At 44.2% G+C, this 14,135-nt stretch carries 9 protein-coding genes; all 9 read left to right on the top strand.

All coding sequences use genetic code 11. The features are described 5' to 3' along the window. Positions 1 to 164: 164 nt before the first annotated feature. The 9 genes from QUA04_RS12910 to QUA04_RS12870 all read left to right on the top strand — a co-directional run bounded on the left by QUA04_RS12910 (position 165) and on the right by QUA04_RS12870 (position 14,109). The gene (locus QUA04_RS12910) at positions 165 to 2,957 is read left to right on the top strand and encodes a tetratricopeptide repeat protein (RefSeq protein WP_333257639.1); all 2,793 of its coding nucleotides are present in this window, start codon (positions 165 to 167) and stop codon (positions 2,955 to 2,957) included. A gap of 24 nt (positions 2,958 to 2,981) precedes the next feature. Further along, positions 2,982 to 7,073, top strand: a complete 4,092-nt coding sequence (locus QUA04_RS12905) for a tetratricopeptide repeat protein (RefSeq protein WP_333257636.1) — start codon at positions 2,982 to 2,984, stop codon at positions 7,071 to 7,073. Then, entirely contained in the window at positions 7,066 to 8,925 is a 1,860-nt protein-coding gene (locus tag QUA04_RS12900) for a tetratricopeptide repeat protein (protein ID WP_333257633.1), read from the top strand. Before QUA04_RS12905 ends, QUA04_RS12900 begins: the two co-directional genes overlap by 8 nt. Positions 8,926 to 9,241: 316 nt before the next feature. Further along, the gene (locus QUA04_RS12895) at positions 9,242 to 9,976 is read left to right on the top strand and encodes a glutathione peroxidase (protein ID WP_333257630.1); all 735 of its coding nucleotides are present in this window, start codon (positions 9,242 to 9,244) and stop codon (positions 9,974 to 9,976) included. Positions 9,977 to 10,179: 203 nt separating this feature from the next. Continuing rightward, positions 10,180 to 11,151 carry a sodium-dependent bicarbonate transport family permease gene (locus tag QUA04_RS12890; RefSeq protein ID WP_333257628.1) on the top strand — a complete coding sequence of 324 codons (972 nt, stop codon included), beginning with the start codon at positions 10,180 to 10,182 and terminating at the stop codon, positions 11,149 to 11,151. A 1-nt stretch (position 11,152) separates the two neighbouring features. Next, positions 11,153 to 11,464, top strand: coding sequence for a P-II family nitrogen regulator (locus QUA04_RS12885; RefSeq protein ID WP_333257625.1), 312 nt, complete (start codon positions 11,153 to 11,155; stop codon positions 11,462 to 11,464). A 493-nt stretch (positions 11,465 to 11,957) separates the two neighbouring features. Then, positions 11,958 to 12,989, top strand: coding sequence for a type I glyceraldehyde-3-phosphate dehydrogenase (gene gap, locus QUA04_RS12880; protein WP_333257712.1), 1,032 nt, complete (start codon positions 11,958 to 11,960; stop codon positions 12,987 to 12,989). Positions 12,990 to 13,136: 147 nt separating this feature from the next. Further along, positions 13,137 to 13,502: a DUF1823 family protein gene (locus tag QUA04_RS12875; RefSeq protein ID WP_333257622.1), complete on the top strand. Its 366-nt coding sequence runs from the start codon at positions 13,137 to 13,139 to the stop codon at positions 13,500 to 13,502. 292 nt (positions 13,503 to 13,794) lie between these two features. Continuing rightward, complete coding sequence (locus QUA04_RS12870) at positions 13,795 to 14,109, top strand: hypothetical protein (protein WP_333257618.1); 315 nt, start codon at positions 13,795 to 13,797, stop codon at positions 14,107 to 14,109. Positions 14,110 to 14,135 lie beyond the last annotated feature (26 nt).

Here is a 14,135-nt window from a genome sequence, read left to right as displayed (position 1 = left end):
ATTCAATGCAGGAACTAAAGCAGGGGCAGTTAAAAAAAATTGATCGACAGTTATTGATAAAATTAATCGATCGCCCGATGGGGCCAAATATAAATACAAAGTTTTTAAATTAGAATTTCTAGGTTTTACTGAAGCGGTAAAGAAACCGCAACTGCTGGCTAGCAATGAGCACTGAAGAATATATCCGGCAAGCCCAAATTTATTTGAACCGGGGGAAGTTAACTGAGGCGATCGAGTTTTGCAAAAAGGCGATCGAACTTCAACCATTTTCGCCCTCGGCTTACACGACTTTAGGCGAAATTCTCGAAGCTCAAGGCGATCCGACGGCGGCAAGAGACGCTTTTGTGCAAGCTTTGGAGATTTCGCCGCAGTTTTTTCTGGCTCATGCTTATTTGGGTCAACTTTACAGCGAGTATTGCTGGCTGGATGAGGCGGTTTTTCACTACCGACAAGCTCTGGATTTGAAACCAGACTGGGCGCAAGTTCATTATAACTTGGGAAATGTTTTTCACAAGCAGGGTAATTTGTTGGGGGCGATCGACTGTTACCGAAATGCGATCGCAAAAAAACCCGATTATCTCGATGCTTTCTACAATCTGGCTGTGGTTTTAGATGAAAATAGTCAGCTCGAAGCGGCAATGGATACCTACCAACAGGTGATTGCTCTGAAGCCGGATTACGTGGAAGCTTACAGCAATCTGGGTGTGATTTTGCTCAAGGAGGATCGGGCTGCTGAGGCGATCGAAGTTTACCAGCGGGCGATGGAGATTAAGCCGGATTGGGCAACGCTGCACAATAATTTGGGTCAAGCCTTGCTGGACAAAAGTCCGGAAAGGGCGATCGCATCTTACCTCACAGCTATTGAGTTGGAGCCCGACATGGTTTTGGCTCACTACAATTTGGGGAAAGCGTGGCAATTACAGGGGGAACATTCGGCGGCGGTTGCTTGTTTCGATCGCGCGATCGAGATTAATTCCGACTATATTTCAGGCTATACAGACGCCGGGTTTTCTTTGATGGTTTTGGGCAAAATTGCTGAATCCATGCCTTATTTTGAGCTGGCAATAGCTCTGAAGCCTGATTTTGTTGAGGCTTACTGCCGCTTGGGAGACAGGCGCAGAGTGGGGGCGGTAGAAGATGATGAATTGTCAAGGGCGATCGCTGCGTGCGATCGATTTCTCACAGCATTGATGGGAAGTTCGACAAGGGATGTCACGAATTTAAGGGATTTAAAACTAAATAAAAAAGAGGGTGCGGTTAGAGATTTGTCAAGTGGCGCTCGCGAATTACCAATTGCTGAAATTTGCGATAATTTAGCCGAAATCTACTTGCATTTGGGAAATGCTTTAACAGAGTACGGCGGACACGAATCTGCCGCCGCTTATTATCAAAAAGCTTTGCAAATTCAGCCACAGAATGCAGAGATTTACTGGCGGCTAGGAAATTCCTTAGCCCAGCAAAAGCGGTTGAGTGCAGCAATTGCAGTTTACCGGATGGCTGTGACGATTAAACCTGCTTTACCGCAGGTTTATTTTGAGTTGGCAAAACTGCTGGAAAAACAGGGGCGCTGGGAACGGGCGATTGATTATTATCAAAAGGTTTTAGATCTGCAATTGCACGGGTATGGGGAGCAGAAACAGTGGAAAAAAGAGAGTTTTATCTCGCCCGCTCACAATTCTCTAAAACCTCCTCAGGGTATTTATTTATCGAGTTGGGATTGGCTGGTTAATGCTAAGTTGGATGCTGACAATTATGTGGAAATATTTTGGAAATCTGCACCAAAAGCAAGCGCAGAAAATATTCCGAATTCCCAATTTGCGATCGCCCCTTCCAAATTGGCAAATTCCGAGTGTGGCGGTTTAACTTGCGGGCTGTGTTTGCAGCGACTTTCTAAGTGGTTCGATCCAGTGCATTTGGGTTGGGGAGTTTGCCGTTTGTCCAACTCGCAACCGATACCTGTGCAGTCGCCCAAGACTTTTGTGGCTGCAATTCCCAACGGCCGAGTTTGGATTGTTCCCCAGGAAAATTATTGGCTGATTTGCAAGGCGATCGCTGTAATTACTCCTGACAATTATTTGTTGGCTGATGTGTCGAGAGATTATCCGGGGTTTTTGCCTGGATGTGAAAAGCATGATGTTAGAAAACACAGCGTTTTTAAGTTAGAATCATTTCCAAATTTAAAGCAAATTGATGGCAGCGTGGCGGTGCTTTCTGGTTTGTCGGGAAATGTCTATTTTCACTGGATGGTTGATGTTTTGCCGAGGATAGAATTGCTGCGGCACAGCGGTAGGGATTTGGCGGAAATTGATTGGTTTTTGGTGAATAGTTGTCAGCACCAATTTCAGCGGGAAAGTCTAAGAATTTTGGGCATTCCCGAAGAGAAAGTCTTGGAGAGCGATCGCTTGCCCCACATACAAGCAACCGAGTTGATTGTACCTTCTTTTGCGGGATATTTGGGCTGGCCTTCTGGGTGGGCGATGGATTTTTTGAGACGGGAGTTTCTCAAGGAAATTATATCTAGTTCGAGCTATCCAAAACGGATTTATATCAGTCGCAGAAAAGCAAGATACCGACGAGTTTTGAACGAGGAAGATGTGGTTGAGGTTTTGGAGAAATTTGGCTTTGTTTCTATTTTGCCTGAGTCGATGTCTTTGGCAGAGCAAATTGCTCATTTTTACCACGCTGAGGTGATAGTAGCTGCCCACGGCAGTGGCTTGACAAATACGATTTTTAGTCGCCAGGGAACTAAAGTAATTGAGTTGGTGTCGCCTCACTATATCAGCCATTATTACTGGGGAATCAGTCAATATTTGCAGTTGGAACATTACTTTTTAACGGGCGAGGCTTTTGAATGCTATCCTATTAGACAGTTAATGTATCAGAATTCCCTGACTGAGGATATTTTAGTGAACTTGAGTTCGCTGAAAAAGATGGTTGAAGTGGTGGGTTTGGGTTAGTTGGCGTCTGGAGTAAGTTTAATTATGCCCTCGATTGAGAAGATGGAAAAGGCAGCGGTTGATTTGAGTCGGCAAGCAGAAGTTTATTTAGCCGAAGGAAAGTTGAATGAGGCAGTTGCTGCTTGCGAGTCAGCGTTGAAAATTGAACCGAATTTGGCGACAGCTTGCCAGACGCTGGGAAAGGTGATGCAGGTTCGAGGTGAAATCGAGCAAGCTAAGCAGTGGTATGAATCGGCAATTGATCGCAATCCAAATTTGCCGGAAGTTTATGCTAATCTCGGCATTTTGTATTCTCAGGCGAAACAGTGGGAAAAGGCGATCGCCAATTGTGAAAAAGCAATTTCGCTAGCGCCGAATTTTGCTGCGGTTTATCGGCAGTTGGCGAAAATTTGGACGCAGTTAGAGAAGCGAGAAGAGGCGGCCGACTGTTGGTATCAAGCTTTTAATATTGAGCCGAATTGGGCAACTGCTGAGGAACAAGTCACTCTGGGAAATAGTTTGGTTGAATTGGGAAAGTTCGATCGCGCTATTGAATGTTATTCGCGGGCAATTGGGTTAAACCCGAAGCTGGCAATAGCTTATCACAATTTGGGGGAAATGCTGGTTGGTCAGAAGCGGTGGGATGAGGCGCTCGCCAATTACCGACAAGCCATTGCCATCAATCCAAATTCGTTTGAATCTTACCACAGTTTGGGTAAAACTTGGGCGGAGCGAGGAGAATTAGATCGGGCGATCGCCTGTTACAACAAAAGCATCGAACTCAATCCCAAATACGCTCGGGCTTACGTGGGTTTAGGTAATGTTTTCGCGCAAAAACGCGATTTTGATGCAGCCATTAAATGTTACCGTCAAACTCTGGAAATTAATGAGAATTCTTACTGGGCATACAATTGCTTAGGGGACGCTTTGGCTCAAAAACAACTGTGGTCCGAAGCTATTAGTTGCTACCGCAAAGCTATTGAAATAAATCCCAATATTCCTTGGTTTTATGTCAATTTGGGAATTGCCTTAACCTGCGAACAATCCTGGGATGAAGCTGTTAGCGCTTACCTGCACGCGGTTCAGATTGAGCCGAATTTGACGGGAATTAATCAGCGGTTGGGATATGTTTTGCGGAAGCGCAGCGAATCGGGTTTAGACAGCACAATCGAAACTTATTGTCAAGGTGTAGAGGTACTTTCCAGCGGGAAAATTTACCACAATTTGCTGGAAATTGAGTTAGATGGAGCAAAGTTTTATATAAATTTAGGAAATAGTTTAGCGAAACAGAAGCAGTTGGAAGGTGCGATCGTATTTTATAGTATGGCACTGCAAATTGAACCCAATGCTGCGGAAGTTGTTGTAAAACTCCTGGAGGTTCGGGCGAAACAACAGGAGTTATACGAACAAATTGCCACTTACCGCCACCAAATAGAAATCGAGCCGACAAATTCTAAGCCTTACAACGATTTAGGAAATATTTTACCCCAATTAGGGGAATTAGAAGAAGCAATTATTTGCCACCAAAAAGCGAGCGAATTGAGGGGTTGGCCTGAGTGTGCGGCAAAAGATTATCAATTTACCCAAGATTGGTTTACCCACAATATTCCTATTTGGCAACGGCATTTGCAGGAATTTACCGGAATGGCGGATTTTCAAGTTGTGGAAATCGGCAGTTTTCAGGGAATGTCGGCTTGCTGGCTGCTGGATAATATTTTAACTCATCCGACGGCAAAGATTACTTGTATTGATTTGTATTTTCAACAACATTTTAAGGGCAATATTGTTAAAACGGGAGCAGCAGATCGGGTAATTGAATTAGAAGGTTACTCTCAAGATTTGTTAGTGAATTTGAATTCGGAATATTACGAGGTTGCTTACATTGACGGCTGTCACAAACCCACCAGTGCTCTGCAAGATGCGATTTTATCTTGGAGGTTGGTGAAAGTTGGGGGATTGATGATTTTTGACGATTACGAGTTTACGTTTCCCGACAGCCCGGAGCAAGATACTAAAATTGGGATAGATGTTTTTTTGGAGATGTTTGGAAGTCAATTAGAATTAGTACACAAAGGCTATCAACTGATTGTTAAAAAAATCGGCAATCAAAGTTTGGGCGAAGAGCAAAATCTGTTGTCTCTGGGTTGGGAAAAGTTGGGGGATATTGCAGCGAATTCCGGTTATTTGGATGAGGCGAACGCTCGCTATCAAACAGCTATTAAAATCAAGTCGAACAACTACTTAACTTACCACAAGTTGGGTAAAACTCTGCAAGAGAAAGAACTGTTTGACGAAGCTCGGGCCGCTTACCAACGGGCGATCGCACTAAACCCTAATTTTAGTTGGTCTTACCACTTTTTGGGGGAAACTTTGCAGGCGACTGAGGAACACGACGACGCCGCTGCTGCTTACCGCAAAGCTATTGAGTTAAATCCCGATTTTTGTTGGACTTACAACAATTTAGGCGATGTGCTGATGGAGCTTTCTGAGTGGGAGGAAGCTACTGTTGCTTACCGCAAGTTAGTTGAACTAAATCCCGATTTTTGTTGGTCTTACGAGAGATTAGGTAAGGCTTTGGTTGCACTGGAAAATTGGGAGGACGCGGGGGGGGCTTACCGCAAAGCTATTGAATTAAATCCCGATGATTGTTGGTTGTACAATAGTTTGGGGGAAGTTCTGGAATTACAAGAAAATTGGCCCGAAGCAGCAGTGGCTTTTGGTCGTGCTATTGAGCTAGAATCTGAGCATAGTTGGCTGTACAAAAAGTTGGGTGATGCCCTGCGGAATCAAGGGGAATTGGAAAGGGCGATCGCCATTTTTGAAAAAGGTATCAATCTCGATCCAAAATCCTGCTGGTGTTACGAAGGATTGGGTTTGAGTTTAATTGCCAAACAGCAGTGGGAACCTGCAATCACTAATTTAGTTCAAGCCCTGCAAATTAAACCAGATTTGTTTGAAGCTTACGATAATATAGGTTATGCTCTGGAACAACAAGGAGAAGCCAATGAGAGCGATCGGGCAAAATGCAGTAATCAAAATTTACCCTTAAGTATTCTCGAAAAATACTGTGGGTTTACAGAAGATTTGACCGTTCCAGCAGAATCCAATCCGCACCTCACCTGCATTGACATCCATCCTGCGAGTCAAATCAATTTATCTGATTCCAAAACAATCGACAGCAGCCGCAGGTTTTGGGAACATCAAAGTCATTCCAGAAAAGCTTTTGTTGCCGTATTGCCAAACGGACGAGCTTGGGCAGATGTTGTGACTACCGCTGTGATTACTTCAGACAATAAACTTGTTGCTGATATTTCAATGGGCTGTTCTGAATTGGTAATCACTTCCGACAAATTGCCTCCCGCTGAACACGTCGATGGAAATGTGGCTTTTTTATCGGCTCGCTGGGGTGGAGCTGCTTATTTTCATTGGATGTTTGATGTGATTACGCGATTTGACCTTTTGCAGCGGAGCGGATTGATAGAAACTATAGATAAGTTTGTTGTCAATGCCTCGGATTCTTCCTATCAAGCAGAAACTTTAGAGATTTTAGGAATTCCTCAAGATAAACTTTTAGAAAGTCGCTGCAATTTACACATTACCGCCGATAAATTAATAGTTCCATCAATATCATATGACGGAGCGGGGGCGGTTTCAAAATGGAAGTGTGAATTTCTCAAACAGACATTTTTAAATGAACAACACCCACTAAAAACAGAATATTCAGAGCGAATTTATATCAGCCGCCAACAAGCATCCTATCGGCGAATCGTCAACGATGAAGAGGTAATTAAATACTTAGAAAAATTGGGGTTTCGCAGTGTCAAGTTGGAAACGATGTCAGTAGCGGAACAAGCAGCGTGTTTGGCTGCTGCTAAAGTGGTTGTCGCACCTCACGGAGGGGGGTTGACTAATCTAGTTTTTTGCAATCCGGGAACTAAGGTAATTGAAATTTTTTCTCCTCTTTACGTTCCGCATTGTTATTGGATGATTAGCAATTTGTGCGGTTTGGAACATTACTATATAATTGGCGATTTGGTTGATGATGGAACTCCTACAAAACCGTTACATAAAGATATGCGGTTGGATTTGAACTCTCTAGAAAAATTAATGTCTCTTGCAGGAGTGTTGCATGGATAATGACTACCACAATGTGGGGAATTCCCTGCAAGAAAGCGGTCGATTTGATGAGGCTGTTGCTGCTTACAAAAAAGCTATTGAATTAAATCCCAATTTTTCGTGGTCTTATCACAGTTTTGGCGATGTTTTGCTGAAACTTGAAAAATGGGAGGAAGCTGTCGCTGCTTACAAAAAAGCGGTTGAGTTAAATCCCAATTTTTCCTGGTCTTATCACAATTTGGGCGATGCTTTGCTGAAACTTCAGCAATGGGAAGAGGCTGCTGTTGCTTACCGCTGCGAGATTGCACTCAACTCTGATTTTGCTTGGTCTTTTTGCAATTTAGGCGACGCTTTAACTAAACTAAAACAGTGGGATGAAGCTATCGCTACGTATTTAAAAGCTGTTGAAATTGACAGAGATTTGCCGGGAATTTACGAGAAGTTGGGATACGCTCTCGGACAAACAGAGTCGGATTTAAATTTAGTGTTAGAACAATCTCAATTGCAAATTACACCGGAAAATTGGGAGTTTTATTTGCAGTTAGGACAGAATTTAGCCAAGTACGATCGCCCAAAAAGCGCAATTATTTTTTACCAAGCTCTCTTGACAGCTATGCCGACTTGTGGTAATTTCTCAGCGGAATTAGAGGAGTTGTTGCAGCAGCAAGAAAAGTGCGTAAGCGTTGCCCTCGAAGAGGATCGCGCATTAGCCTCATCTCGCGCAACTGTCGCCCAAAAACCCGATGATTGCTGGTCTTATTACAATTTAGGTGCTGTTTTGAGCCACCAAAAATATTGGGAGGAAGCGGCGGCGGCATTTTTCCAAGCAATAGAAATAAATCCCGATATTCCTTGGTGGTTTTATTACAATTTGTGGGAAGTTTTTGTTATGCAAAACAAGCTGGATGAAGTTGAGAACTTGTACCGCGAAGTTGTTGCAGCTAAACCGGAGGCTTTTTGGCCTTATCTGAATTTGGGAGAAGCCTTGACGAGGCAAGGTAAAATTGCCGAGGCGATTGATTTTTATCGAACTGTCAGTTTTAAACAAAGTTTTGCATCTATTATAAGTAATAGAACAGGCAAGATGCCAGTTCTACAAGCAGATACAGGCAAGATGCCAGTTCTACAAAATTGGAACTTAAAACCAGTCCAATTTCCTAACTTTATAATTATTGGTTCTCAGCGGTGCGGCACAACTTCTCTTTATACTTATTTAGCCCAACACCCGCAAATTTTGACTCCGATTAAAAAGGAGATGGATTTTTTCTCGTGGCACTTTGACAGAGGGATTGATTGGTATTTGGCTCATTTCGCGCCAATGCCTCCGGGAGAGCAATTTTTGACGGGTGAAGCAAGTCCGAGCTATTTTGACTCTCGGGAAGCACCGGAACGTCTCTACAGCCTGTTTCCAGAGGTGAAACTGATTGTACTTTTGCGAAATCCGGTCGATCGGGCGATTTCTCAATTTTACCGCTTGACTGACTTAAATTGGGAAGCGCGATCGCTCGATCGAGCAATTAGCGATGAAGTTGAACGGTTGAATCAAAATCCAGAATACATCATCGGCGAAGAACCGGGGAATTATTTAGCTCGCGGTAGGTACATAGAATTTATAAAAAACTGGCGGACTTTCTTTCCCCGAGAACAGTTGTTAATTTTGAAAAGCGAAGATTTTTATGCAGGTGCAGCGACAACACTCAAGCAAGTTTTAGAATTCTTAGATTTGCCGGAACATCAATTGTCTGAATACCCAAATGCTAATCCCGGTTCTTACCCGCCGGTCAATCAATCAATTCGCGATTGGTTGAGGGATTATTTTCGACCTTACAATCAGCAGCTAGAGGAGTATTTGGGGAGGAAGTTTGATTGGTAATAAACTCTCTTTTTGCTACTTTCAGGACTTAAGCACGGGTGGTCAGAAACCGGGTTTTTAACCGAATCTGGGGGTAACAACGAAATATTTTTGGGCAAAAACCCGGTTTCTTGGGTCGGAGGGGGTTCATGATTGCCTCTGTGGCGCGGATGAAGTCGGACTTACCGGGCAGGAAATGGAGCACCAAGGGAGATTTTTGACTCTCGCGCGCCCAAGTCCGAGCAAAAGACCTGCCTCCCCTTGACAAGTCATACTCGTTATGAGTACGCTAAAGTAAGCAAAAGAATTGAACCCAAGTACCCAAAAATTTAAAATCATGCTGACGAACCAAGAAGGTCAAAGAGTACCCAAAGTCACCTTTCGCACTCGCAAAGACAACCAGTGGGTGGATGTCACCACCGATGATATATTTGCAGGTAAAACCGTAGTAGTCTTCTCGCTGCCGGGAGCTTTTACTCCCACTTGTTCGTCAACGCACCTCCCCGGTTACAACGAATTTGCCAAAGTTTTCAAAGAAAACGGCGTAGATGAAATCGTTTGTATTTCGGTCAACGACGCCTTTGTGATGAACGAATGGGCAAAAGACCAAGAATCAGAAAATGTGACGTTAATTCCAGATGGTAACGGCGAATTTACTCAAGGCATGGGAATGCTGGTAGACAAAACAGATTTAGGCTTTGGGAAGCGGTCTTGGCGTTATTCGATGCTGGTAAAAGATGGTTTGGTTGAAAAAATGTTTATTGAGCCTGATGAACCGGGAGACCCTTTCAAAGTGTCCGATGCCGAGACGATGCTCAACTACATCAACTCCGCAGCAGCCAAGCCGAAGGTAGTTTCGCTGTTTACAAAAATGGGCTGTCCCTTCTGCGCTAAGGCTAAGGCAATGCTGAGTCAAAAGGGCTTGGATTATGAAGAAATTGTCTTGGGCCGGGATATCACAACTCGATCGCTCCGGGCTGTGACTGGGGCTACAACTGTGCCACAAGTATTTATCGACGGCAAGTTGATCGGTGGTTCCGAAGCCCTAGAGTCTTATTTGGCAGTTGCTTAGTTAAACAACAATACTTAGCCTGCAGGTGCACAGTGCACACCTTACTCCTTGTACGGTGCGTACTGTGCGCCTTTGCCGTATTTGGCGGTATTTAGCTTCAGCAAGCTTCGGTGTCAAAAGTTCGATCGGTCTATTGATCCATTCTCGTGCCACAATTACTGGGGAAGTAATATTAAAAACGCAAAAAATGGGAGTGAACGATCGTGGATTTGAGTTTAGTCGCGTCAAATATCTTAAATCCACCCATATTAGCTTTTTTCATGGGAATGCTGGCAATTTTTCTCAAATCTGATTTAGAAATTCCAGCGCCCATCCCCAAACTGTTTTCGCTATACCTGCTGTTTGCGATCGGATTTAAAGGCGGCGTCGAACTGTCCAAAAGCGGAATTGACCAGCAAGTTGCCCTGACAATTTTGGCAGCGATGCTGATGTCAATGCTAGTACCCATTTATACTTTTTTCATACTGAGGATAAAACTCGACTCCTACAATGCCGCCGCGATCGCCGCCACCTACGGTTCCATCAGCGCCGTCACATTTATCACCGCAACATCCTTCCTCACAGCACAGGGGATCGACTTTGACGGTTACATGGTAGCCGCGCTAGCATTAATGGAATCCCCAGCAATTATAGTCGGGCTAATCCTTGTGAGTGTATTCGGCGGGGAAGAAGGAAAACGGGAAATAGTTTGGTCAGAAGTGTTGCAAGAAGCATTCCTAAACAGTTCAGTTTTTCTACTGATTGGCAGCCTAATTATGGGCATAATGACAGGAGAACACGGTTGGGAAGTTATGAGTCCGTTTACTCAAGACTTGTTTTACGGGGTTCTGACTTTTTTCTTGCTAGACATGGGGCTGGTTGCGGCTAGCAGAATTAAAGATTTGCAAGAAGCAGGAGTTTTTCTGATCGGCTTTGCAATCCTAATTCCCATAGTCAACGCAGTAATTGCTTTGCTAATAGCGAAATTAATCGGAATGCCGCAGGGAGACACTTTGCTGTTTGCCGTATTGTGCGCGAGTGCTTCTTATATAGCAGTACCAGCAGCCATGCGCCTAACTGTGCCCGAAGCGAACCCAAGTCTTTACATTTCAACTGCCTTAGCAGTGACATTTCCATTTAATATCATTGTAGGCATTCCCCTGTATCTATACGGAATCAATATGTTTTGGAGGTGAGATGATGGAGTCAGTCAAAAGAGTAGAAATCATAGCCCACTCAGTAGAACTAGGCAAGATTTTAGACGGTTTAGACAAAGCTGGCGTACCCGGTTATTCGGTGATTCGTGATGTCGCGGGAAAAAGCACCAGGGATCACGTTTCTCGCCATTCATCAATGACGGCGCTGGATAACATTTATGTGCTTGCTTTTTGTTCGCCAGCTCAAGTTTCAGCAGTTGCAGAAAACATTAGACCCGTGCTCAATAAATTTGGTGGGTCATGTTTTATTTCAGATGCGGTGGAATTGCTAATTACTAGGTGCGTCGGGTAGTTATTAGTCCTTAGTGATTATACCAATTCGGAAAATTTGAGCTACACATAGATTCTACGCCATATGTTTAGGGACACGGCAATGCCGTGTCCTTGAGCGGATATGCGACTTTCATCCTAGGCTTTGGTTCCGACAATCGCCACTGGTGAGAATGCCAATCCGTTTCGCCTTTTGGATAAGTTTTTTATTATTACTTTAGCCTGATTTAAAAAAGGCAATTTTGAAAATAATTTCTGTCTATTTCAATCATTTTTATAAGTTTACAATATCAGCCATTAGCCATTAGTCAGCCGTCATTTCAGGATTAATTGCCCTTCGCAGCCGACGCAGAATTCAGAATTATTAAGATATAGAAAAGAATCAGTTGCCAAAATCGGTTAGCGTGGTAAATTCTAAGCCACAACAGGCGATCCTCTTCGTTGGCGTAGCCCCCGTAGGGGCGGGCTTCCCTAACGCCCGATCGACTAACGATATTTTCAATAGGAGTTTAAACATGGCTGCATTAAAAGTCGGCATCAACGGATTTGGTCGCATCGGACGGCTAGTCATGCGTGCCGGCATCAAAAACCCCAACATCGAATTTGTCGGCATTAACGACTTAGTTTCGCCAGACAACCTGGCTTATCTTTTCAAATACGACTCCACCCACGGCATTTACGACGGCGAAGTTGAAAGCAAACCAGACGGGATTGTCGTTGACGGAAATTTTATCCCCTGCACAGCGATTAGAAATCCGGCAGAATTGCCCTGGGGTAAATCCGGTGCAGATTATGTTGTAGAATCTACGGGATTGTTTACAGATTTTGAAGGCGCATCAAAACATTTGACGGCAGGAGCAAAACGAGTAATACTTTCAGCACCAACAAAAGACCCGGAAAAAGTTCCCACTTTTCTAGTCGGCGTCAACCACCACAAATTTGACCCCGCCAAAGATACTGTTGTTTCTAATGCTAGCTGTACGACGAATTGTTTAGCACCAATTGCCAAAGTTATCAACGATCACTTCGGATTGGAAGAAGGTTTAATGACGACTGTTCACGCAATGACAGCTACTCAACCAACTGTAGACGGGCCCAGCCAAAAAGATTGGCGGGGAGGACGCGGGGCGGCTCAAAATATTATTCCATCTTCGACCGGTGCAGCAAAAGCTGTTACTTTGGTGTTGCCAGAATTGAAAGGAAAGTTGACTGGAATGGCTTTGCGCGTGCCAACTCCCGACGTGTCTGTAGTTGACCTTACTTTCAAAACGGCGAAGGAAACTAGCTATAAAGAAATTTGCGAGGCAATGAAAAAAGCTTCGGAGGGCGAACTCAAAGGCATTCTTGGATATACTGAGGATGCGGTGGTTTCGACAGATTTTCAGGGCGACGCGCGATCGAGCATTTTCGATGCAGGTGCGGGAATCGAACTGAATTCTAAGTTTTTCAAAGTTGTTTCCTGGTACGACAACGAGTGGGGTTATTCTAACCGCGTGATTGATTTGATGCTGTCTATGGCCGAGAAAGACGGAATTTTGAATAATTAATTTTTTGGGGTGGCATTTTGAGCGGGATCGCGTGTCCACCCCACAAACAAATTCCTATGATTTTTTGTGGAACGGGCATCTTGCCCGTTCCTGATAATTTTATCTAATGTGAGTTAAACTTTTTTTATTTCCGATTCGATCGCGCTCATGTCTGAATTACCACCGCTCAATAACGAAACTATTTGGGCTATTCTCAACGAAGAAATCGACGATGCTGCTGTCAATCAGCTAGTTTGGCAGTATCTGGGCTACCGCTGGGAGGCCGAGACTGGCAAGTGGAACAGTGCAGGTGTTGCAGCCGAGTGGCGTCAAGAGTACCCGGAACCGCCGGATTTTATCGATTCTAGGCCGGCGACGGTGAAATTGACTCGATCGACTCCTCCAGAAAAAAAGCAGTTGCTGAAGGAAAAATTAGGCTTTAAAGGCTATAAAATTGGGGAATTCGGGCCCAGACAGACTCGCAGGGCGACGATGGCTAATTGGTTGATGGGTTTTATGGAATCTGGGGGGTAAGAGGAATTTTGGATGGCTGTGCGGTTGTGGCCACCTTTAGAGTACAGAGATATGAGATTTTTTGGCAGGAAAACCCCTAAACCCCTATAAAGGATTGAAACCTTGATTAAACTCTTCCTTTCTTTCTCTGTGTCCTCTGCGTCCTCTGCGGTTAATTAACCAAAATTAAGCCTGTTGAAAGTCAAAAAACACTAAAACCAGCCAATTCCAACCTCCTCACCCCCAACCCTGACATCGGGCTGTTCCGTAAAGTATCCTAGAGTCGGCACAAAACAATTGTGAGGAAACCTTTATGAAAACAACCACTATATCTCGCTTAACCAGCATTTCCCTCGCTACCCTAATGCTAGCCGGCGTTTCAGTCAACGCGATCGCCACACCAGCCACCACCCAACCCCCAACCCAACTCGCCCAAGCGACTGCCAAAAAGCGCCTCGTCGTCATGGATTTCGACTACGGCACCACCAACAGCTATTACACTTCCTACAGGGGAGTCGGCGCCGCCAAAGGCATCAGCGAACTGCTAATCAACGAACTCGTCAACAATGGCACTTATACAGTAAGTAGTCAAACAAAATTAATTACACAAACAACTAATATGATATAATAAAAAATATCAAGTTGTGTTCAAAG

Origin of the sequence: Microcoleus sp. S13_C5 (assembly GCF_036700845.1) — a bacterium.
Lineage (GTDB): Bacteria > Cyanobacteriota > Cyanobacteriia > Cyanobacteriales > Microcoleaceae > Microcoleus.
The sequence above is the reverse complement of the archived record's forward strand: the minus strand, read 5'-3'. Positions and strand labels throughout refer to the sequence as shown.

What these genes read in the sequence shown, in the direction of transcription:
- QUA04_RS12895 (WP_333257630.1), top strand. Translation starts at nt 9,242, where the DNA reads ATGCTGACGAACCAAGAAGGTCAAAGAGTACCCAAAGTCACCTTTCGC.
- gap (WP_333257712.1), top strand. Translation starts at nt 11,958, where the DNA reads ATGGCTGCATTAAAAGTCGGCATCAACGGATTTGGTCGCATCGGACGG.
- QUA04_RS12870 (WP_333257618.1), top strand. Translation starts at nt 13,795, where the DNA reads ATGAAAACAACCACTATATCTCGCTTAACCAGCATTTCCCTCGCTACC.
- QUA04_RS12900 (WP_333257633.1), top strand. Translation starts at nt 7,066, where the DNA reads ATGGATAATGACTACCACAATGTGGGGAATTCCCTGCAAGAAAGCGGT.
- QUA04_RS12905 (WP_333257636.1), top strand. Translation starts at nt 2,982, where the DNA reads ATGCCCTCGATTGAGAAGATGGAAAAGGCAGCGGTTGATTTGAGTCGG.
- QUA04_RS12885 (WP_333257625.1), top strand. Translation starts at nt 11,153, where the DNA reads ATGATGGAGTCAGTCAAAAGAGTAGAAATCATAGCCCACTCAGTAGAA.
- QUA04_RS12910 (WP_333257639.1), top strand. Translation starts at nt 165, where the DNA reads ATGAGCACTGAAGAATATATCCGGCAAGCCCAAATTTATTTGAACCGG.
- QUA04_RS12875 (WP_333257622.1), top strand. Translation starts at nt 13,137, where the DNA reads ATGTCTGAATTACCACCGCTCAATAACGAAACTATTTGGGCTATTCTC.